The organism is Labilibaculum manganireducens (assembly GCF_963665805.2).
GTDB lineage: Bacteria > Bacteroidota > Bacteroidia > Bacteroidales > Marinifilaceae > Labilibaculum > Labilibaculum manganireducens.
In genome coordinates this window covers 5,056,368-5,077,570 of sequence record NZ_CAXXEE010000003.1, presented here as the reverse complement: position 1 = coordinate 5,077,570, position 21,203 = coordinate 5,056,368, and the positions used below count along the sequence as shown (strand labels likewise).

Here is a 21,203-nt window from a genome sequence, read left to right as displayed (position 1 = left end):
ACAGCATGACAACTATCAAATCAAAATATCTGGGTGATTTACGGACTGAGTGCATTCATTTGCAATCGGGCAATAAAATTTTTACAGATGCTCCAACTGATAATCAGGGAAAAGGGGAAGCATTTTCGCCTACCGATTTATTAGCAGCCTCACTAGGATCGTGCATTATGACCATAATGGGAATTGTTGCCCGCGATAACAATATTGATATTACAGGAACTGAGCTGGATATCACTAAAATTATGGCGAGTGATCCAAGAAGAGTTGATGAAGTAATTGTTGAATTCAACTTTCCTGATAAAAAATATACTTCAGAGGAAAAACAAATTATTGAAAGCGTAGCAGGAACCAGCCCGGTACCTTTAAGTGTTCATACTAAAATGACACAAACGATTAAATTGAACTGGAAGAGATAAAAGAAAAACAGAACGCAAAGGCGCCAAGGCACAAAGCTATATTTCCTTACATTGTGGCTTAGCGGCCTTGCGTTTCAACTCATATTCACTCTTTAACACATTCACTAATCCATGATTTTAGTTACCGGTGGAACGGGTCTTGTTGGCTCACATTTACTATTTGATTTACTTTCGAAAGGCAATAAAGTTCGTGCTCTGAAAAGAAAAAACAGCAATGTAGAGTTCGTACTTACTACTTTTACTTACTACTCAAGCAATGCCAACGAACTTTTTAAATCCATTGAATGGATAGAAGGAGATATGCTGGATCCCTTTTCGTTAGAGGATGCTCTTGATGGAATTGAAGATGTGTACCATTGTGCAGCCTTGGTCTCTTTTAGTAAGGAAGACGGCAAAAACATGCAGGATATTAATGTGGAGGGAACCCGCAATTTGGTAAATGCCTGCCTGGATACAAATATTCGGAAATTTTGCATGGTAAGTTCTATTGCTGCCTTGGGTTCGCCCGAAGAGGGAGAAGATACTGTAACTGAGAAAACGCCATGGAGTCCGGAAGAAAAAAGGTCGGGCTACTCAAACAGTAAATTTAAATCGGAACTGGAGGTTTGGAGAGGAGTAGAAGAAGGCTTAAATGCGGTGATTGTGAACCCTTCAATTATTTTGGGTCCCGGACAATGGGACAAGGGAAGTTCGCTTCTTTTTAAGACTGTTGCCAAAGGTTTAAAATACTATACTCAAGGAATTACGGGCTATGTTGATGTTCGTGATGTAAGCCATTCGATGATTGAATTGATGAAAAGTGATATTGTGAATGAACGCTTTATTTTGAACAGCGAGAACTGCACTTTCGAATTCGTTTTTAAAACCATTGCCAAAGGTTTAGGCATTGCCGGACCTACAAAATATGCGAACCCAAAAATGACCGAAATTGCCTGGCGATTAGCCTTATTGAAAAAGATATTCTTTTTTAAGCCTTCCGGATTTACAAAAGAAAATGCACGATCGGCACACAATATCAAATACTACTCGAATCAGAAAATAAAAGAAGCTTTGAATTTTGAGTTCGTTCCAATTGAAAAGAGTATAAAGGATACATTGAAGCATTATCCCAGATAAAAAAAACCAGCAAATTATCCTTTACCTAACATCTTAATTACCTCTTTTAAAGTTTTGTTTTCCTGTTTTAGTTGGTCTATTTGAGCATCAGCAGGCTTATTAATGTTTATTTCATCAGCCAGAACTTTGAAGAAATTTAATTGTAAAACTTCACAAATATCCCACAGCCGATCGATTTGCATGCTAGATCGTTTTAGGATATGATACATGGAATTCATGCTGATTTGTAATTTTTGTGCAAAATCGGCCGTACTTAATCCTTGTCGATTCATTTCGGATAGTATCAATTCATTAATTGCTATTGGATTTTTAACTTTTGATTTCATACTTTTTGATTTCTTATTGTAATAATTATTCAACTTCGAACAATGATATCGATGAGTATAAAGCTAATAATTATTGTTTTTCCCCTACTATAAATGCATTTTTATTTTACTTTTTTGTAATTTATTTTGCTTTTTTATGATTTCCCTCCGCAAATGTTGGCATTCCTCATTATTTTTTATGCATTTATTTTGCCTTTGTTGTAATATTTATTGCATTATTATTCATTTAATACACATAACCCTCATGATAATTGGTTTTTATTGGGTTAGGGATTGAAGTGGAAAGCCCGCAAGGAGGAACGACTGAGGACTTGAAATGGAAAGCCCGCCCCATAGGGGAACCCCCGAATGAATATTTACAGAAAAAAGAAAAGCCACTCCAAATAAATGGAATGGCTTTGTATATATTGTATTTGTTGTTGTTTACAAATTGAACGCTTCTTTTACTTTCTCGATGTAGTCTAATTTTTCCCATGTGAATAATTCCACTTCAAGCTCAACGCCATCAAAGTAAGGAGATTCAAATTTTTTCACTACCATACGAGGGGTACGCCCCATGTGACCATAGGCCGCTGTTTCTTCGTAAATAGGGTTGCGTAATTTCAATCGTTGCTCAATAGCAGCCGGACGTAAATCAAAAAGCTCGGTAACTTTATCGGCAATTTGGCCATCGGTAAGGCTAAGATTCGATTTGCCGTAGGTGTTTACATAAATTCCTACTGGCTCGGCAACACCAATTGCGTATGAAAGCTGAACCAGCAACTCATCTGCTACTCCTGCAGCCACTAAATTTTTGGCAATATGACGGGCTGCATAGGCTGCTGAACGGTCAACTTTCGAAGGATCTTTTCCTGAGAATGCACCACCTCCGTGAGCGCCTTTTCCTCCATAAGTGTCAACAATTATCTTACGGCCAGTTAAACCGGTATCACCATGAGGACCACCAATTACGAATTTTCCTGTTGGATTTACGTGCAAAATAAAATTCTCATCGAACATAGCTTGTATGCGCTTTGGCAATTGCTTAATTACACGAGGGATCAAGATGTTGCGAACGTCTTTCTTAATTTTAGCCAGCATCAACTCATCGTTCGGGCCAAAATCGTCGTGCTGAGTAGAAACCACAATAGTGTGTACTCTTTCGATGGTATCATCATCGGCATACTGAATGGTAACCTGCGATTTTGAATCGGGACGAAGATAGGTCATTTCTCTTCCTTCACGGCGAATAGCTGCTAATTCTATCAGCAAACGATGCGAAAGCTCAAGAGCCAAAGGCATGTAATCGTCGGTTTCCTTACAAGCGTAACCGAACATCATTCCCTGGTCGCCGGCTCCCTGTGTCATAGGATCTTCGCGATCTACGCCACGGTTAATATCAGCTGATTGTTCGTGAATTGCAGACAATACACCACATGAAGTGCCGTCGAACTGGTATGCGCTTTTGGTATAACCAATGCGGTTAATTACCTCACGGGCAACTTCCTGAGCATCGATATAGGTTTTGGTTTTTACTTCACCGGCAAGAACCACCTGTCCGGTAGTAACCAAGGTTTCACAAGCAACTTTCGAATTAGGGTCGAAAGCTAAAAACTTATCTAATAAAGCATCTGAAATCTGATCAGCAACTTTATCCGGATGTCCTTCAGAAACTGATTCTGATGTGAATAAATATCCCATAATATTTTAATAATAATTAGTTGTGATGTCGATATCATGAATTCCTTCAATAGTAACGACAGGCAATGTTGTTTAAGATCATTATCTAAATAATGACATGATACAGGAAAGTAATGGTTGGTTGTCTACATGCAGAAAAGCATATAGTTCACCATTTAGCATTTTTTTCTGTGGTTGCAAGCAGCCAAATCTTTCCACTTATTTCGGGGCAAAGAAAAGTATTATTTCGGAAAGAAACAAAACTAAAGAGCCACTTTTACAACATTTTAACAAAAGCTTCAGCTGAAAAACAGGGACTTCTGAGTCAATAAAGAGCTACAAGTCTTAATTATAGTGATAGTTACACTTTTGGTTTATATCTAAAAGGTTTTACCATAAATTTCTGGGATTTAAGAGGGTTTTCAAACTAAGATTTTTCTATACGTTGAGACTCCCTACTATTTACAGCTTACATTTTTTACCACAGAGAGGAAGTGTAAGAATTAAACTAATTCTTTTTTTCTCTGTGAAACTCTGTGTGCTCTGTGGTCAGTTTTTTTTACGGAAAGGTGGCTAAGTACAAACTAACTTTTTACCACAGAGAACACAAAGATACACAGAGGAAGAACAAGACTTAAAAAAAAGTATGAGAATTAAACTAATTCTTTTTTTCTCTGTGAAACTCTGTGTGCTCTGTGGTCAGTTTTTTTTTACGGAAAGGTGGCTAAGTACAAACTAACTTTTTACCACAGAGAGCACTGAGGGCAATACTGCCAAAAATTCAAATATCTTCTAAAACGAATCGGTATAAAAGACAAGAAAGATTTTTTTCTCTCTGAGATATTCCGCGTTCTCGGTAGCAGAATCGCTTTACATGGTGTGAAATCTAAATTAAAAACCAACTTTTTACCACAGAGAACACAAAGACACACAGAGGAAGAACAAGACTTAAAAAAAAAGTATGAGAATTAAACTAATTCTTTTTTTCTCTGTGAAACTCTGTGTGCTCTGTGGTCAGTTTTTTTTTACGGAAAGGTGGCTAAGTACAAACTAACTTTTTACCACAGAGAGCACTGAGGGCAATACTGCCAAAAATTCAAATATCTTCTAAAACGAATCGGTATAAAAGACAAGAAAGATTTTTTTCTCTCTGAGATATTCCGCGTTCTCGGTAGCAGAATCGCTTTACATGGTGTGAAATCTAAATTAAAAACCAACTTTTTACCACAGAGAACACAAAGACACACAGAGGAAGAACAAGACTTAAAAAAAAAGTATGAGAATTAAACTAATCCTTTTTCTCTGTGAAACTCTATTTTCTCTGTGGTCAGTTTTTTTTACGGAAAGGTGGCTAAGTACAAACTAACTTTTTACCACAGAGAGCACTGAGGAAGAACAAGACTTAAAAAAAAGTATGAGAATTAAACTAATTCTTTTTCTCTGTGATACTCCGTGTTCTCTGTGGTCAGTTTTTTTTACGAAAAGGTGGCTAAGTACAAACTAACTTTTTACCACAGAGAACACAAAGACACACAGAGGAAGAGCAAAACTTTGAAAAATAAAAAAAGTCTAATTCTTAAACTGATTCTTTTTTTCTCTGTGATACTCCGTGAACTCTGTGGTAGAATCGTTTTGCATGCTGTGAAATCCTATTCTCAATTTATTTTTTTACCACTGAGAGCACTGAGGGACACAGAGGGCAAAAACAGCTAAAATTAAAATAGCTACTAATAGAAACCGGGATAGAAAGATTAATACCCATTTATAACTCTCTTAATTCCATACTTTAACTTTTCAACGTTGAAATTAATCATCAGTCCAACTCTTTTATCGGCAAGTTTTAAATAAGTTAGTGTTTGTGCTAAATGAATATCTTTAAATGAGTCAATTGATTTTAACTCAACAATAACCTGATCCTCCACAAATAAATCAAGTCGATACCCACAATCCAGTTTTACACCATCATAACTTATAGGAAGTGGCTTTTCTTTTTCTACTTTTAAACCTGCTTTTTGCAATTCATAAAACAAACACTCATGATATGCTGATTCTAATAATCCCGGACCAAGGCTAGTGTGTACTTTCATTGCAGCCTTAATTATCTTTTCGGTAATTTCGTTTTCCTTCATATTGTTTTTTCTGTAAAATTAAAGCTACATCAAAACAAATAAAATCACAAAGTGAGTTCATGAAAAATATCCTCTAAATTCTCCGATCGGGTTTTCATCTCTAAAATCACCAGATTTTTAGATACTGCAAATTGAAATACATCTTTACGGATATCTCTTAGGGAAACAAAACAATAACGATTTTCGCCAAGGACTTCAATTTCATTCACTCCGCTAATTTCCTGCAATAAGTCTGAAGATACTTCAGAAGCAAATTCAACTTCGACCACATGAGATGATTTTGAGGACGCAAGAAAATCTATATTCCGATCGGCCACCAACTTTCCTTTATTTACAATTAAAACCCGCTGGCAACAAGCCTCTACTTCCTGCATAATATGCGTAGAAAGCATCACAGTTTTTTCGCTTCCGATATCAATAATTAATTTTCTAATTTCCAGCAACTGATTTGGATCCAATCCGGTAGTCGGCTCATCCAATATCAGCACCTTCGGATCATGAATTAATGCCTGAGCAATTCCAACTCTTTGGCGGTATCCTTTCGAAAGAGAAGCAATTTTTTTATTCTGTTCGGTTCCCAATCCCGTTAAATCAATCATTTCGGCAATTCGCTTTGCCTTACTTTTACCTAATTTATAAATAGATGCCACATGACTGAGATATTCTTTCACATACATTTCCAAATACAATGGATTGTGTTCGGGCAAATAACCAATTTGTCTTCTAATTTCAAGAGAATCCATGCTAACATCCAGTCCGTTTACCTCCACCAAGCCAGAAGTTTGGGGAATATAACCAGTAATAATTTTCATCATTGTTGATTTTCCCGCGCCATTTGGTCCTAAGAATCCAACAATTTCACCTTGATTAATTTCAAAGCTCAAATTGTCCAAAGCCTTTTGTTTCCCGTATATTTTGCTTACTTCGTGAGCTTTTACCGACATAAAGTTAATTTTTTAGTGTCTAGAGTTAAAAGTACTTAAAAGTAAGAAAGCTTATCTTCAAAATCATCTAAGTACTGCATTACAAAATAAATGTAAATTGTGGTGAATTTAATAATTCTCTTGCTCTTTCACCAGTAATTCATAATTCGTAATTAATAATTCAAAATTGAATTACCTACCTTTGTATTTCAATACTAAAACCTAAAAAATGAGTTTCCCGAAACATCAACTTTTTTGCAAAGATCTGTTTAACTACTCTCGCCGCATATCATCAGAATCCAAAATCGGAAACACTGCGCTGGGTAGTACAAACCCAATCCGAATTCAATCGATGACCAACACCGATACCAATAATATTGAAGCGAGTGTTGAACAATCCATCAGAATGATAGAATCTGGAGCAGAATACGTTCGATTAACTGCGCAAGGGACAAAAGAGGCCGAAAGCCTGAGGTTCATCAAAGAAGAATTGGTAAAAAGAGGATACAATACTCCTTTGGTTGCTGATATTCATTTTAATCCTGCTGCCGCATTAATTGCCGCAAAATATGTAGATAAAGTACGTATCAATCCGGGGAATTTTGTTGATAAACGAGCCGATTTTACTAGTATTGACTATGGAGAAACTAAATATCAGGAAGACCTTGAAAAAATAAAAGATAAATTCATTCCCTTACTTCGCATTTGCAAGGAAAACAATACCGCTATTAGAATTGGAACCAACCATGGCTCTTTATCCGATCGGATTATGAGTAGATTTGGAGATACACCACGTGGAATGGTAGAAGCCACTTTAGAATTTCTCAGAATTTGTAAGGAGCAGAATTTTCAGAATGTTGCCATCTCGATTAAATCGAGCAATACAGTAATGATGGTGAAAACTGTTCGTTTGCTGATTTGTGAAATGGAAAATGAGAATATGCACTATCCCTTGCATTTGGGTGTAACCGAAGCTGGGGAAGGTGAAGATGGCCGAATAAAATCGGCCGTTGGAACAGGAGCATTATTAAATGATGGAATTGGCGATACCATTCGGATATCACTTACCGAAGATCCGGAAATAGAATCTCCGGTAGGAAAAAAACTAGTCGATTACGTTTCTGAAAAAGTTGGTCATGCGCCAATTTTACCGGTTAAAAATACAGACATCAATCTCTTTGATTTTTATAAAAGATCCACATCGTTAATTGGGAATATTGGAAGTCAAAAAGTTCCTGTTGTGGTTACGGATGCCAGCCATGAAAAATGCATTTCAACTGATCTGCCGGAGAAAGCCGGTTACATTTTAAACGAAGATACATTTGAATGGGAAAAAAGCAAGTTAGCCAGCGATTATTTGTTTGTAAATGGTTTCGATGCCATTTTTGCCGACTATCCAAAAGAATTAGGAATAATTGTAGATCAGGAATGCTGGGAAATGGCCAATAATTATGCTGAAAACACCTATCCTCTGTTTCAGGCAAATCAATTTACAAATGCTAACCTTTCCTTCTTTCACACAGATATCTATTTTGTTGAATGTACCTATTCTGATTTATCAGACGGGTTTATTCAGGAAATAATCAAGAATCCAAAAGTCGTTTTAGTCTGCTCATCAGTGCATCAAAATGCATTTGCGGAACAAAGAGCTTTTGCTTTCCGATTGGTTCAATCTAAATGCAAAGCACCTGTAATTTTCAAAAGATCATTCGAAGAATCAAATTTGGAAAATATTCATTTAAAGGCTTCTGCTGATTTAGGGAGCTTATATTTTGATGGATTCGGGAATGGAATCTGGCTTGATAATAAAGGTGAGCTCTCCCATGAAGATGTCAACTCAACAGCATTTGGGATTTTGCAGGCCGCAAGGGTAAGAACAAGTAAGACGGAATTTGTCTCGTGTCCTGGTTGCGGAAGAACCCTATTCCAGCTTCATGATGTTGTTGCAGAAGTCAAAAAACAATTTTCTCACTTAACCCATCTGAAAATAGCTGTAATGGGATGTATTGTAAATGGACCCGGCGAAATGGGTGATGTAGATTATGGTTATGTAGGAGCCGGACCGGGAAAAGTATCATTGTACAAAAACCGCGAATTGATTAAGAAAAATATACCAAGGGAAAATGCCATTCATGAACTTACAGAGATCATTAAAGCTCATGGAGATTGGATTCATAAATAAACCATTTCAAACTTTTTTTTATCACTCTTTGTTTTAGTATCTTGCAGTTAGATCAATATTATTTTACATAGTGAAAAACAAAGTCATACTATTCATTTTTCTTTTCCTTTTTAATTTTGCTTACGGAGATAAACTCGAACTAAGCGGAATCTTTCTAGGCAAAAATGTTTACGTAATGAACCCTTTCTCTGACTCAGGAGTGGGATTTTGTGTTTTCGAGGTAACTGTAAATGGTCAAAACTCTGCTGATGAAATTAACAGCAGTGCTTTTGAAATTGATTTATCTAAATTTAATTTCCAAATAGGTGAAAAGATAAATATCACACTTTACTATAAAAATGGATGTTTACCCAAAATCATTAATCCTGAAGCAATTAAACCTGTAAGTTCATTCAGCTTGCAAAGTGCTGCAATTGACAAAAAAGGAGTCCTGAATTGGGCTACTAAGGATGAACGGGGATCATTGCCATTTATCGTGCAGCAATATCGTTGGAACAAATGGATCACAATTGGTGAAGTAGAAGGAATTGGAACCCCTCAATTAAATAAATATCAACTGAATGTTCGCCCTCACTCAGGAGAAAATATTTTCAGAATTTATCAGGTCGATTATACTGGAACACCTAATTATTCCTCAGATATTAAATATCAATCTACCTTCCCTGCAATTACATTTGGTCCCGAGAAAGTAAAAGATGAATTACTGTTTACCAATGAAACTCTTTACGAAATATACGATAACTACGGAAATATTGTGTTTAAAGGCTTTGGCAATAAAATACAATTGGAAGGTCTGCAAAATGGATTGTATTACATCAATTATGACAATACAATGGGAAGTTTCCGCAAGAAATAATTACCCTTTACTTTAAAATAAATCAAGAATTGTTTCTCCTTTTTCCAAATTTAAATAATGAGCTTTCATACCTACAGATTTAGCCGCATCAGTATTAACCATCATATCATCAATAAATAAAGTTTCTGAAGCAATTAATCCTTCCTTTTTAAGAAGAGTTGTATAAATCTGAGGATCTGGTTTTCTCAATCCCATATTATGGGAATAATAATCGTTTTCGAAGAAATCGGAAAGACAGACACCATGAACATTTTTAATCATTCCCGTATAAGCTTCCCAATGAATGATATTTGTATTGCTCAAAAGAAATATTCTATGATTCTTTTTAAGCTTTTCAAGCATCTCTAAGCGCTCATAAGGAAGGTCTAGAAGCATAGAATTCCACGCCGTATCAATTTGCTCATCGGTAACTTTCCCAACAATGTGCTCACGAATTTCAAGTCTAAACTGATCTGCATTTATAATGCCTTTCTCCAAACGATCAAACAAACCATTGGTTTGATATTCTTTTTTTACCACATCAATATCGGTTAGTCCAATTTCTTTAAAACTCTTAACTGCCTGATCCGTATTAATATTAAGTAGTACCCCTCCAAAATCGAAAACTATATTTGGGATTGAATTGTATTTTTGCATAAAAAAGTGGTTTCAAATATTGAATAATTCAATACAAATATGTAACATTGCACTCGCAAAACAAAGGTAAATAAAATACTTTTACCGTCTTGTTTTCATCGGGCCTATAGCTCAGCTGGTTAGAGCACCTGACTCATAATCAGGGGGTCCATGGTTCAAGCCCATGTGGGCCCACCCCCAACAAAAACACCCAATCGTAAAATTGGGTGTTTTTTTATGTCTTAAACTGGCTTGTATTATTTAGCATTATGCCTGTAAATATCCAAATCTCTTTGTTTTGCCTCCAGTTTCTCTTTTAATTCTTCAATGATACTCACATAAGATTCAATATCTGTTTTTGCATCTTCCAGGTTAAGTAATTCTATTTTCGCCTCCTTTAACTCAAGATAGGTAAGAATGATATTGTTATACATTCCAACATTCGAAACACTATCTTCTGCAATAAACTTATTTCTCATTACAGCTAATTCTGTTGAAATTAGCTGATCAGTAAATTCAATATTAGTGCCCTTAATTTGAATCATATCAATTAATGCCTTTACTTTATCCATTTTAAGGGCAAAATCACTGATTTGTTTTTTCTCCAAACTCAAGTAATTCAACCGATTATGCAAATATTTATTTTCTTTTTCGGGTACTTTTAAATTAAAAAACACAATAACAACAACCAAGGAAGTAGTTAACAGAAACAGGAAAAAGAAGCTAATAAACGCCTTTCTGCGTTGCTTTACATTTAGTGATTTCATCTATTTTATATTTTAAGTTTTTGTTCTATGGAACTTACCATATAATCATCTCCCTGTGTGTAGAAAGCTTTATACATGGACGTTTCATATGTTTATTATTTGTTTTTCAGTTGCCATATAGCCTGTCCCGAACTTGTTTCGGGAGAACTTACCATGCTGAAATAATCACCTCCCTGTGTGTCAAAATATCCTTGTTATGGACGTTTCATATTTCAAAACGCTTTACTGGTTTACATTCAATTTACGCAGCACTATTCTTTTCCAAAGAAGAAGGGCCTCTTTTTCTTTGCCGTAGTTGTTCCTTCAATTTCTTCTTCCATTAGTGTTTCTTCCTTAACAAAAAGATCGGTCTCTATTTTCTTACCGATATAATCTAAACCTGAAAGAGTTTGCAACATATGCTCTAACAAACTAAGCAGCTTTATGGTTTTGTCAACAGATATACTAATTTTATTATGGTCGTAGCGATGCTTAATAACTCGGTTTAATGAATCCTCAAACTCCCCTTCGTTAATATTGCACCAATCCGATATATAAGTCATAAATTCATCCTTACCACATGCTTGCCATCCGTCAATTGAATTTTTAACAATTCGAGCCAAATCCATCACCAAAATTACCATCTCAACAGGATAGTCATAAGGAGTTACAATTCTATATCTAGAAAGAGTTACACTTAAAAAGTCGAGCAACTTACAGCAAATTTCATTTAAAGCTTTGGCAAGAGGATTATCTTGCTTTTTCAGGCGGATTTTATTAATGATTGAGGAAGAAAACTTCTCAATGGAACTAATATAAGTTTCCACTTGCTTATAAACATCAAATAAATCAGGATTCGATACAATAAACCTTGATGCAATAATATAATCAGAATCTACACCCCAACTTCCATCCATCCTTGTTATTTTACCAAATACAAGATGATTTTGCCCCAATAAAATTTCCGATAATTCGTCCTCTTCTAAAATAGAAATTTTCATTTCAGGTGCTACAAAAGGTTTTCGAACCGGACTTTCCGCCGCATTTGCCATTCCAATTGGCTGACGGGAAAAGGGATCTATAGATAAAACGACATAATATACCGCATCACTTTCTGTTTTAGGCAAATCACACTTAAATTCTTTTCCGTTTGTAATGGCGTAGGAAAAGCCACTAGGAAAAACAATATCTACAGGTTTAAAAGTTACCAAAAGTTGAATATTATTGTCAATATCCATCCACAAAAAGTCTCTTTCACTCCTAACAAGTCCAAAATTTAGTGGCGAAACCGACAATCCAGCCACTTCCATTCTATTCTTAATGAATGAGTTCTCCTGAGCAATAAAATGCTTTTTATTAATATTCATGCCATCTACCCAATTTACAGGCAGAAACATATCATTTTCATTTACCATAGTTAATCGTTTTTAGAACCTCGCTTTTTTTTGTATCGTATCGTAACATTTACAATGTTGGTACTATTTCTTCTTTCTGTCGAAAATTCTTTTATTAAAATATTCTTTCCTTCTACATCCTTAATTATTGCCTCAAAAGTCATTAAATTGCCATTGCATCTAGCCATTAAATATTTATTGCTCTCATTGAAATATTTCAAAAATTTCTCTTTATCTCCGACTCCTTCGGCAATCTGCTGAAGCATAACTGTTAACTCACCATCAGTGGGCAATGATTCATCTTTTACTATTTCCTTTTCAATCTCTTTAAACACTTGGTACACTTCTGGGGTTTCTGGAATATAATCCTTTTCTATTTCGCCATCCGACTTCTTAGCCGAGGTAATTTTATGTTTTTCAGTTGGTTTAACACGCACATATATTTTCTTTTGAGCAGTAAATTCCCTGTTTCCATCTACCACCAAACTAATCGTCTTATAACCTGGTTTAGTGAATGTATATTTTACGGATTTTCTTTTTGAATTCATCTGACTAGAACCGTCAACTTGCCATTCCCATGAGCTTCCTCCTTGAGCACTGCAGGTAAAAACAGCCGAAGTGCCAACATACACCTGTTTAGGGCCTGCAATTCTTGGAATAACAACAATAGGCTCATCGTCCTTAATTTTCTCTATATGAATCGATTCTTGAAACTCATATCTATCATTAACGATAAGCGTAACTGTATAATCTCCATGCTCGGCATAAGTATGAATAGGCGACTTTTCATGTACCAATGCGGTACTGTCTCCAAAATTCCACTCGTAAGTATGATCTCCTGCCGTATTATTTCTAAACTTCAACATTGCATTCGCCATATGTTTATCTCCTAGCACCTCAAAACTAACTTCTGGAGGGGCCTGATAATCAAAGTATTTAAAACCTAATATCGCCAACAACGGAATCAAGAGAAGTATAAAAAAATTAGAAATCATTGAGTCAATCCTAAATTGACGAGGTTCACCATTATTTTTTGCCATTATTGTTTGAATATTTGCACTCCATTTATAAATAAACAGTAAGGATAAATATTACTTCCTCTTTCATCTAAAACATGCAATATTTCCCGTCCTTCAAGAACCATTGCATCCTGCTCACCTATTTCACGTTTGCTATTTAATTTGATATTAATAGTTCGAACAAAACCAGTTTGAGAATCCTGACTCTCCATCAATCCTTTTTCAATTACCACCTGTTCAATTCTTTCCCCCAAAACATCATACACCAATGCTTTAATGTCCTTTTCTGTCACAATTCGCCCTCCTGATAACATCATATACCTATTATTATATAATTGTTCATCAGAGTTTAAAACATTTCGAGCCCCAATCAGAGGAGTAATAAAATAGCCCCCAGCTTGCTGAATAGATGCCCCTTTATAGGGTAATATTGGAGTATTCGGTTTTATTCCTTTTAAAATTTTTCCGGCCGTGGTATAATATTTTACGAAAATTGTATCAGCAATTTCTTTATATTTTAAAAACATATACACGGGACTATGATACCTTTTCTTTTGGGTTACCGATTGCTGCAAACGAGCTATTATTTGTCCAAGTACTTTCAGGTCATCCGAAAATTTACCATTATCGAGCATTGCAAATGCAGCACTTTCGTTCCTCAGTTTTCCAATCAAAAAATTAATCGCTTCACTGGCATTTTCTGTTGACATGCCTGCTACTCCATCCCTGCGTAAAAGAAATGTACCATTTTCCCATTCGCTTCCATTTTGGACTCCGTATTCCTCATAGATAACACCATCATCTCCTTCCACTACATCCAGAGCAAAAAAAGCCTCCTCGTCCTGTAAGCTAATTACCGATAAGTTCTCACTACTCTTAAAAACCTTCTCTCTTTCGGTAAGATTAACCACTGGCAAGGCATTTGCAAAACAATTTACCGACGATAATATTCCGGAATCAAAATCCTCATTAAAGCAGATTCGCAGCCAACAAATATTCTCATCTGTTTGGGAACCATTAGCTTTAAAATCCTGTTCGGATGAATTTGTTTTCTTTATTCTTATAAATTGTCTATCGTAGTAGGACAGAACCCTTTTTTTAATACCTGTCAACTCACTTTTCGAGCTTCCCCAATCAACCGTAAATTCTTCGTCTTCTTCGGAATTCAATCCAAATTCAACTTCTAATTTCTCGTCATTAAGAAAAAATTTTGCACTTCTCAGTTGTCTATAAAAAGTGTCCCGAACAGAGGTATTTTCTTTGTAATCGAAAAACAATCGAAATGTACTTAAACCATCCGTATTTACAGGTATTTCAATGCCCAGCAAAACATCGTTTTTATCCAGAACGATTCCTTTTAGAACATCCGATTCAATTCGTGATTTAAAGCGATAATCGGTCATTTGATAATATGCCGAACTAGAAAGGATATACTTAACTCCTCCTTTAAAAAGAGAAGTCTCCTGAAGAGAAATAAATTGCAATTCCCGAAGCGCATCAAACTCGTTTCGTATCCGACTCAAGAATTTATAATTGGCAGGTAAACATGCAACCGAATCGGTAGGATTAATAATTGCTACAGAATAACCAGGCTGCACTCCGCCATGAATATGAGGAATCAACTGATTCATTAATTTTTGGGCTACACGATCCTGCACTTGGTCCATTTCGTGATAAATAGACTCACTTTCTGCGGCAAGTGCCGAAATTAGAATTCGTACCAAAGGATCAAAAGAGGATTCATCGTACACTTCATCAATAGCCCACATCCGTGATGCATGTTTCAACATCCTCTCTTTTATTAACTCTTTATGCTCCATTTACTTCATATTATTTTAATAGTAGGACAATGGACCCATGAAAAAGTACCCCGAAAATGCAAATGGCTCGTCTGTTTGTGCTAACCTTCCGCTTACTTTCAAATCCAACTTCTTCTTCATACAGGTTACATTTTCTCCAACACCAATTAATGCTTGCGAAAAACTTATTTCTATCTCCAGATTATCCAATCTATTTTCGTGATTTTTAATTGACAAACATAATCCTGATTTGATTTCTTCTTTCAGTCTGCTATCATTAATTTTATTATTAAAATCACTATCCCAGATGGAACAACCAAATGTTTCATCATACAAGCAATCTCCTAAAGCTGTTGTTATGATTAGATATAAGTGTTGAGAAATAGATTCTTTCAAACTACAATGTTCATGATCTTTTTTTTCACACAACCTTCCTAATTTTAACGGTAACGAATAGTATATCATTCAAAATTTCAATATTAATGAAACTATAATTAAATAAATAAAAACACATCTGAATCTAGATTAACAAATGGTAATAAAACTACGAATTTATCAAAAAAAACAATTACTTCCATTTTTAATTTAACCAAAAAACATTTTTAATAAATTAGTTAATAAAATATAATAATTATATTTGTTATGTGCTTAAAATAAATATTAATAACTTTATGATTCTAAAGTGTCTGTTTTACCACTTATATTATTTCATATTGTTTAATTACAGAATACAACATGATAAAAATCGAAAATGGCTTAATAAAACTATCCGACGAAATTAAAAATGCCATAATAGTAGCACAATCATGCGCTAAAGAAAACAGCAATCCATGCTTTTCTCCCGCACATCTACTAAAAGGACTTCTTCACAAAAACAGTGGCATCCGAGAACAACTATTTGCAATGGATGTAGATGTTTACTATTTGGATGAATGGGCTGACGTGCGTATGGAGGGCTACCCAAAAGACAGCAGATTATCGAATCCTATTCCTGCTGATGATGGAGTAGAAAATATCTTTCAGGAAGCAGAAGAACTAAATTTACTAAACCAACAGTCAGAATTAAATTCGCTTAGTGTTTTAACAGCTCTAATAACTCCAGGTGTTGGCTTTACTTTCGACCAATTAAAAACATTCCCTCTTCAGCGCGATCAGTTACTTAATAAATTTTTTAGCGAAAATTCTACCGACACTAACAAAACGAAAGAGAAGAGTTCAAAATCAGATCTGGAATATCTTATTGATCTGACTAGTTTAGCAAAGAGTCATCAACTTTCTACAGTAGTGGCCAGAGATCAGGAACTATTAAATATTACAGAGACAATTGGCCGATTTACAAAACCACATGTGCTTATAACCGGCGAATCAGGAGTCGGCAAATCTGTAATAATTAATGGATTAGCATCTATTATATCACAAGGAAAAGCTCCTGCACTGCTCACACAATCAAGAGTATTTAAACTTCAAATGGAAAGTATTCTTGCAGGAGCTACTTATAAAGGCGAAATAGAAGACAGACTTCGAAAAGTATTTAAACAACTGGAACAGCTAAATCGTCCCATTCTTTTTCTAGATGATCTTCAGACACTAATAGATGATAAATCCGGGAATACTGGAATAACGCACCTTCTTAAATCGGAATTAAACAAAGGATACTTTGTTTTAATCACAACCATTCCTAACGATTCATTCCGAAAGTTAATTGATGGCGACAGCGCTTTAAAAAGACTTTTTGAACACTTAAATATTGAAGAACCGGATACTACTCATGCCATTGAAATGGCTCTGAGTGCAGTATCACAATTACAGGATCACCATAAGCTAAACATACAGCTGGAACATATCTCCGAAGCTGTAACTCTTGCATCCCGTCACTTTAGCGAAAGAAAGTTACCCGACTCGGCCATTGATCTTATTGATCGAACCATGGCAGGAACCCGTGCTCAAATGGATACATTACCAAGTGAGATCGACCAATTAGAAAAACAACTAAAAGCAGTCGATTGCGAACCAAATGATATCGACATTATCGATGCAGGACTACGAAAGTTTCTCACCTATATCGGGCAACCACAAGATGAGTCAGATGAACTTAACGAACCTGTAGCCAACTGTTACAAAATGATTGATATTTTACGACATGAGATATCCAATCAATCCGACGAAATTAACTTTCACAATTTAGCAAACACCGTTGCCAGGGTTAGCGGTATTCCTGTTGGTAAAATAATGACTCGAGAAAGAGATCGGTTACTAGGCATGGAAGACACTTTAAAATCTGCAGTAATTGGTCAAGACCAAGCAGTAACTGCAGTTTGTGAATCCATACTCGAATCCCGTTCAGGACTTAACAGACCAGGACAGCCAATCGGTTCATTTTTCTTTTTAGGTCCAACCGGTACGGGGAAAACAGAACTTGGAAAACAACTTGCCAACTTCTTATTTCAGTCATCAGCATCCTTAATTCGCTTCGATATGTCGGAATTTAAAGAAGAACACTCTGCAGCTTTATTATATGGTGCACCTCCCGGATATGTAGGATATGAAGAGGGTGGTATGCTCGTAAATAAAATCAGACAAGAACCTTACTCGGTTGTTCTTTTTGATGAGATTGAAAAAGCTCACCCTTCTGTTTTCGATATTTTCTTACAAATACTTGACGAAGGTACCATACATGATCGTTTAGGAAAGACAGGTGATTTCTCCAATGCAGTAATTCTTTTCACATCCAACATAGGAAGCCAATCGATTGTTGATCAGTTTAATGAGAAGAAAACCTTACCAAAATCGGATAAATTAATGGAAAGCATGGCCAATTATTTCCGACCAGAATTCCTAGGTAGACTTACAGGGATAGTTCCTTTCTCCCCAATAACAAAAGAGAATATCACAAAGATTTTTAATCTTCAACTCAAGGAACTAACAGAAGCACTCAACCAACAAGAAATTGAATTGGAAATCAACAATAAAACCAGAGAAAAACTTGCTGAAGAAGGATACTCTCCTCAATACGGAGCCCGCCCTCTTCGTAATATTATTCGCACCAGACTGCGCACTCCACTATCACGAATGATTATTGGAAATGAACTTCAGTCCGGACAAAAAGTGACTGTATCATTCGATAAAAATAAAAAATTAAAGCTAAAGGTTAAATAAAACCAATTGCATTTCAAAGGTACATAGACTAATAAACTCCAAATCCAACAATAATATTTTACCATAGAAATCTATTAATTAACATTTAAATAAAAAAGATACAGAGCATGAACGGAAATTTTGAGCTTGGTGGAACAGAAGTAAAATTAGATGCCGGTGAGGCAATCCAGGAAATTCCACAAAACAAAACCCTATTAATCGAGAAACTAACTTACGACGCTCCGATTAAACCAGATATTGTAAAAGGTCTCCATACTGTTGAAGAAGTTTTTCAACACTATAAGCCTCAAATAGAAGTAGATTTTGAGACATCAGAAGGAACCTCACAAAAAGAAACCATTGGCTTTACAAACTTAGGAGATTTTGGCATAAAAGGCATAACTGCACAAAGTGAGTTTCTTAAAAGTTTAACCACTGAAAAAGAACAGCACAACAAAATAATTAAACAACTAAAAACGAATAAAATTTTAAAGGCTGCCCTTACCGATCCCGATGCCAAGGCTGCCCTTTCGGCTGCTATCAGCGGATTAATTGAAGAATTAAACGAATTGGAGAGATAATAAAATGCTACAGAACAAAGAGCAAATGGATAATTCGCTAGCAACTAACGAATTACCCCTGGAAGAGAATTTAAGTAAATTGGCAAAATATGGCGGATTTGATCTGCTTGAAACAGCTATTGAAGGAGTTCAAAACATGAACCCCGAGCGTAAGGCCAGAAAAAAAATCTTCTTTACAGAAAACACAAAAAAAGAGGAACGAGAGCAATTAAAAAGAACTCTTGAAATATGGTCCGAAGCAATAAACCGGTCAAACGACCTAAACGAGATGATCGACAGCAGTAAAGAAAAGGCTGCAGAAACAGCCCAAACCTTGAAGAAAAACCTTGGCACGGTAATCGAACAAACCAGAGATTTGGAACGCTCCTACCGAAGCATGGCTTTATTCTACAAAAACTCCGAACAAGATAAAGTAAAAAATATATCCATAATGAATGCAGATCCGGATCAAATTAAGGATTTGGACAACACCCGTTTCATAGATGCTGTATCGTCTGAAATAAAGAATACTTACGATCGGCTTGACCTTAGTGACAACTATGGTCTATTAGTTTTACCTGGTTATCTGGGATCTAACATGCTGATCGAAAAATGGGGTAAAATTGCTTACGACAACAAAGTAATGATGGTAACCGATTTTGAGCATTTGGATGAAGCTGATGATGTTATGGAAATGTTTAGCGCCGCAAACCTTTCGGGGGGTGACATGTTCCGCTCCAACGTAATGATGACCTGTAACTGGCTGGTTGGCAGAGGTAAATTCGACGAAGTAAACGAAGAAGATGACCTTTACATTCCACCCGCAGGAGCATTAGCCGGTAAAGTTTACCAAACCCTTATGTCGCAGGTGACTGCAGGTAAAAAGTTTGGTGGAATTAACGAAGTGCAAGGAGTTAAATTTGATCTTCGTAAAAGCGAAATTTCAAGCCTCGAAAAAATGGGATTAATCCCAATGGTGAACGAATACGGTAAAGTTATGGCCTTCTCGGCCAAAACTCTATTTAACGGAGCTAATCTAGGCCTTCAAACTTATTCGGTTGTTAGAGTTTTTGATTACGTAACAAAAGTGATGATGGATTTTCTTAATCGCAGAGCTTTTGAGAATTTCAATGCCAAAACACGCAAGGAACTTTTAAAACAAATCATTCAATTTTTAGATACCATATCTGGTCCGGATAAACTAATTGAAAATTTTACCATTAAACGTTTTGAGCAGGATCCTATTCAAAAAGATCGGGTGCACCTTGACATTCATATGAAACCATATTTTCCAGCTAAGAACTTCCTAATAAAAATGGAAGGTCAAAAAGGAGATGATGGAAACGAATGGGACAGCGAATATGCCCAAGACTAACTCCGGTAATTAAATAAAAAAACAGGCTTACTATTCATTTAGCAAGCCTGTTTTTTTTGTCTTCCAATAGGTCAAACAAATTAATCATTTAACCTTTGACACACGATTACAGCGTTTTCTTTTATGTTATTTCTATATACTGTTTGCTCTGTATTAACCTGTTTCCACCGACCAATAAAGCGAGGCCGACGATAAAAAATCCAACTATGCAGCTTATCTTCCTGCGCACCGTAATTAATTAATTCTTCAGGATGTTTTTGATTATAATCATTAATAAAATGATAAAAAAACATTCCAAAATCCATATTCTCCGGAGCACGAACTCTAAATCTTGAAACAAACTCAGCATTATTCGACTTTAAAAACTCCAAAGTAATAATATATGGATTCTTTAAATCCTCATATTCCGGCCTTACATATTTTTTATGGACAGGATATTCCCACTTCCTATAAATAGCCAAAGGGATATCCATTGCACTGTTAAATAAATAACGAAATATCCATGGGAGTATTACACTAATTGTGGCGGTTAAAAAGAAATAATGCATCCCACTCACCCCAAATCGTCCGGCAATCTGTATAAACACAATAAAACCAATTAAAACCGTAACTAGTATAAACAAGAATTGTGCTAACCATTTCAGCTTCTCAGGCCATTCGAAATATTTCTCCAACGCCACAATCATCAAATAACCAAACAACAAACTCAACACCATAATAGCAATATAGTTGGAAGCTATACCATAAAACATTAAATTACGAATTGTAAACAAAGCGCAAACTGTATAGGCAAGAGCCGCAACAAGAAAATATAAAATCATCTTCTTTCTATCATGTGCGAACAACTTTTTTAAGCTTTTTGAGAATGCAAAAAACATCGCTCCAAAAAAGAGAAACAATATTGAAACCGCATTAATATCCCCGGCTAGTAAATTTTTTAAAATCATAACTCT

General features: G+C 35.6%; 18 protein-coding genes and 1 tRNA gene. 8 read left to right on the top strand and 11 right to left on the bottom strand.

Going from position 1 to position 21,203, the window contains the following annotated elements:
- Positions 1-5 precede the first annotated feature (5 nt).
- Positions 6-416, top strand: a complete 411-nt coding sequence (locus ACHZAX_RS20205) for an OsmC family protein (protein WP_101310969.1) — start codon at positions 6-8, stop codon at positions 414-416.
- Positions 417-527: 111 nt separating this feature from the next.
- Positions 528-1,532, top strand: coding sequence for an NAD-dependent epimerase/dehydratase family protein (locus ACHZAX_RS20200; protein ID WP_320020329.1), 1,005 nt, complete (start codon positions 528-530; stop codon positions 1,530-1,532).
- A 14-nt stretch (positions 1,533-1,546) separates the two neighbouring features.
- On the opposite strand, the gene ACHZAX_RS20195 is transcribed toward ACHZAX_RS20200, so the two are convergent.
- The 4 genes from ACHZAX_RS20195 to gldA all read right to left on the bottom strand — a co-directional run bounded on the left by ACHZAX_RS20195 (position 1,547) and on the right by gldA (position 6,590).
- Positions 1,547-1,858 carry a helix-turn-helix domain-containing protein gene (locus ACHZAX_RS20195; protein ID WP_101310967.1) on the bottom strand — a complete coding sequence of 104 codons (312 nt, stop codon included), beginning with the start codon at positions 1,856-1,858 and terminating at the stop codon, positions 1,547-1,549.
- A 423-nt stretch (positions 1,859-2,281) separates the two neighbouring features.
- On the bottom strand, positions 2,282-3,538 hold the full coding sequence (metK, locus tag ACHZAX_RS20190; protein WP_101310965.1) for a methionine adenosyltransferase: 1,257 nt from the start codon (positions 3,536-3,538) through the stop codon (positions 2,282-2,284).
- Positions 3,539-5,268: 1,730 nt separating this feature from the next.
- Positions 5,269-5,646 (bottom strand): GxxExxY protein, encoded by a 378-nt coding sequence (locus ACHZAX_RS20185; RefSeq protein WP_320020328.1) that lies wholly within the window; start codon positions 5,644-5,646, stop codon positions 5,269-5,271.
- A gap of 44 nt (positions 5,647-5,690) precedes the next feature.
- Entirely contained in the window at positions 5,691-6,590 is a 900-nt protein-coding gene (gene gldA / locus ACHZAX_RS20180) for a gliding motility-associated ABC transporter ATP-binding subunit GldA (RefSeq protein WP_320020327.1), read from the bottom strand.
- A 208-nt stretch (positions 6,591-6,798) separates the two neighbouring features.
- Here gldA and ispG point away from each other — a divergent pair, with 208 nt between their 5' ends.
- Positions 6,799-8,751, top strand: a complete 1,953-nt coding sequence (gene ispG, locus ACHZAX_RS20175) for a (E)-4-hydroxy-3-methylbut-2-enyl-diphosphate synthase (protein ID WP_320020326.1) — start codon at positions 6,799-6,801, stop codon at positions 8,749-8,751.
- A gap of 175 nt (positions 8,752-8,926) precedes the next feature.
- The gene (locus ACHZAX_RS20170) at positions 8,927-9,607 is read left to right on the top strand and encodes a hypothetical protein (RefSeq protein WP_320020325.1); all 681 of its coding nucleotides are present in this window, start codon (positions 8,927-8,929) and stop codon (positions 9,605-9,607) included.
- 12 nt (positions 9,608-9,619) lie between these two features.
- Here ACHZAX_RS20170 and ACHZAX_RS20165 read toward each other — a convergent pair whose 3' ends face one another.
- Positions 9,620-10,243 carry an HAD family hydrolase gene (locus tag ACHZAX_RS20165; protein WP_320020324.1) on the bottom strand — a complete coding sequence of 208 codons (624 nt, stop codon included), beginning with the start codon at positions 10,241-10,243 and terminating at the stop codon, positions 9,620-9,622.
- A 100-nt stretch (positions 10,244-10,343) separates the two neighbouring features.
- Here ACHZAX_RS20165 and ACHZAX_RS20160 point away from each other — a divergent pair.
- Positions 10,344-10,417 (top strand) — tRNA-Ile (locus ACHZAX_RS20160).
- Between the two features lie 62 nt (positions 10,418-10,479).
- Here the strand turns inward: ACHZAX_RS20160 and tssO are convergent.
- The 5 genes from tssO to ACHZAX_RS20135 all read right to left on the bottom strand — a co-directional run bounded on the left by tssO (position 10,480) and on the right by ACHZAX_RS20135 (position 15,609).
- Positions 10,480-10,989 carry a type VI secretion system TssO gene (tssO, locus tag ACHZAX_RS20155; RefSeq protein ID WP_320020323.1) on the bottom strand — a complete coding sequence of 170 codons (510 nt, stop codon included), beginning with the start codon at positions 10,987-10,989 and terminating at the stop codon, positions 10,480-10,482.
- Between the two features lie 251 nt (positions 10,990-11,240).
- Positions 11,241-12,383 (bottom strand): hypothetical protein, encoded by a 1,143-nt coding sequence (locus tag ACHZAX_RS20150; RefSeq protein WP_320020322.1) that lies wholly within the window; start codon positions 12,381-12,383, stop codon positions 11,241-11,243.
- A 2-nt stretch (positions 12,384-12,385) separates the two neighbouring features.
- Positions 12,386-13,402, bottom strand: a complete 1,017-nt coding sequence (locus ACHZAX_RS20145) for a PKD domain-containing protein (RefSeq protein ID WP_320020321.1) — start codon at positions 13,400-13,402, stop codon at positions 12,386-12,388.
- Positions 13,402-15,201 carry a hypothetical protein gene (locus tag ACHZAX_RS20140; RefSeq protein ID WP_320020320.1) on the bottom strand — a complete coding sequence of 600 codons (1,800 nt, stop codon included), beginning with the start codon at positions 15,199-15,201 and terminating at the stop codon, positions 13,402-13,404. The genes ACHZAX_RS20145 and ACHZAX_RS20140 overlap by 1 nt, the downstream gene beginning before the upstream one ends.
- Positions 15,202-15,216: 15 nt before the next feature.
- Positions 15,217-15,609 carry a GPW/gp25 family protein gene (locus ACHZAX_RS20135; RefSeq protein WP_320020319.1) on the bottom strand — a complete coding sequence of 131 codons (393 nt, stop codon included), beginning with the start codon at positions 15,607-15,609 and terminating at the stop codon, positions 15,217-15,219.
- A gap of 306 nt (positions 15,610-15,915) precedes the next feature.
- Here ACHZAX_RS20135 and ACHZAX_RS20130 point away from each other — a divergent pair, with 306 nt between their 5' ends.
- The 3 genes from ACHZAX_RS20130 to ACHZAX_RS20120 all read left to right on the top strand — a co-directional run bounded on the left by ACHZAX_RS20130 (position 15,916) and on the right by ACHZAX_RS20120 (position 20,250).
- Positions 15,916-18,336: an ATP-dependent Clp protease ATP-binding subunit gene (locus ACHZAX_RS20130; RefSeq protein ID WP_320020318.1), complete on the top strand. Its 2,421-nt coding sequence runs from the start codon at positions 15,916-15,918 to the stop codon at positions 18,334-18,336.
- 107 nt (positions 18,337-18,443) lie between these two features.
- Positions 18,444-18,896 (top strand): hypothetical protein, encoded by a 453-nt coding sequence (locus tag ACHZAX_RS20125; protein WP_320020317.1) that lies wholly within the window; start codon positions 18,444-18,446, stop codon positions 18,894-18,896.
- Positions 18,897-18,921: 25 nt separating this feature from the next.
- Entirely contained in the window at positions 18,922-20,250 is a 1,329-nt protein-coding gene (locus ACHZAX_RS20120; RefSeq protein ID WP_320020316.1) for a DUF5458 family protein, read from the top strand.
- Between the two features lie 80 nt (positions 20,251-20,330).
- Here ACHZAX_RS20120 and ACHZAX_RS20115 read toward each other — a convergent pair whose 3' ends face one another.
- Complete coding sequence (locus tag ACHZAX_RS20115) at positions 20,331-21,197, bottom strand: TssN family type VI secretion system protein (protein WP_101310943.1); 867 nt, start codon at positions 21,195-21,197, stop codon at positions 20,331-20,333.
- Positions 21,198-21,203 lie beyond the last annotated feature (6 nt).

What these genes read in the sequence shown, in the direction of transcription:
- ACHZAX_RS20205 (WP_101310969.1), top strand. Translation starts at nt 6, where the DNA reads ATGACAACTATCAAATCAAAATATCTGGGTGATTTACGGACTGAGTGC.
- ACHZAX_RS20200 (WP_320020329.1), top strand. Translation starts at nt 528, where the DNA reads ATGATTTTAGTTACCGGTGGAACGGGTCTTGTTGGCTCACATTTACTA.
- ACHZAX_RS20195 (WP_101310967.1), bottom strand. Translation starts at nt 1,858, where the DNA reads ATGAAATCAAAAGTTAAAAATCCAATAGCAATTAATGAATTGATACTA.
- metK (WP_101310965.1), bottom strand. Translation starts at nt 3,538, where the DNA reads ATGGGATATTTATTCACATCAGAATCAGTTTCTGAAGGACATCCGGAT.
- ACHZAX_RS20185 (WP_320020328.1), bottom strand. Translation starts at nt 5,646, where the DNA reads ATGAAGGAAAACGAAATTACCGAAAAGATAATTAAGGCTGCAATGAAA.
- gldA (WP_320020327.1), bottom strand. Translation starts at nt 6,590, where the DNA reads ATGTCGGTAAAAGCTCACGAAGTAAGCAAAATATACGGGAAACAAAAG.
- ispG (WP_320020326.1), top strand. Translation starts at nt 6,799, where the DNA reads ATGAGTTTCCCGAAACATCAACTTTTTTGCAAAGATCTGTTTAACTAC.
- ACHZAX_RS20170 (WP_320020325.1), top strand. Translation starts at nt 8,927, where the DNA reads ATGAACCCTTTCTCTGACTCAGGAGTGGGATTTTGTGTTTTCGAGGTA.
- ACHZAX_RS20165 (WP_320020324.1), bottom strand. Translation starts at nt 10,243, where the DNA reads ATGCAAAAATACAATTCAATCCCAAATATAGTTTTCGATTTTGGAGGG.
- tssO (WP_320020323.1), bottom strand. Translation starts at nt 10,989, where the DNA reads ATGAAATCACTAAATGTAAAGCAACGCAGAAAGGCGTTTATTAGCTTC.
- ACHZAX_RS20150 (WP_320020322.1), bottom strand. Translation starts at nt 12,383, where the DNA reads ATGGTAAATGAAAATGATATGTTTCTGCCTGTAAATTGGGTAGATGGC.
- ACHZAX_RS20145 (WP_320020321.1), bottom strand. Translation starts at nt 13,402, where the DNA reads ATGGCAAAAAATAATGGTGAACCTCGTCAATTTAGGATTGACTCAATG.
- ACHZAX_RS20140 (WP_320020320.1), bottom strand. Translation starts at nt 15,201, where the DNA reads ATGGAGCATAAAGAGTTAATAAAAGAGAGGATGTTGAAACATGCATCA.
- ACHZAX_RS20130 (WP_320020318.1), top strand. Translation starts at nt 15,916, where the DNA reads ATGATAAAAATCGAAAATGGCTTAATAAAACTATCCGACGAAATTAAA.
- ACHZAX_RS20125 (WP_320020317.1), top strand. Translation starts at nt 18,444, where the DNA reads ATGAACGGAAATTTTGAGCTTGGTGGAACAGAAGTAAAATTAGATGCC.
- ACHZAX_RS20120 (WP_320020316.1), top strand. Translation starts at nt 18,922, where the DNA reads ATGGATAATTCGCTAGCAACTAACGAATTACCCCTGGAAGAGAATTTA.
- ACHZAX_RS20115 (WP_101310943.1), bottom strand. Translation starts at nt 21,197, where the DNA reads ATGATTTTAAAAAATTTACTAGCCGGGGATATTAATGCGGTTTCAATA.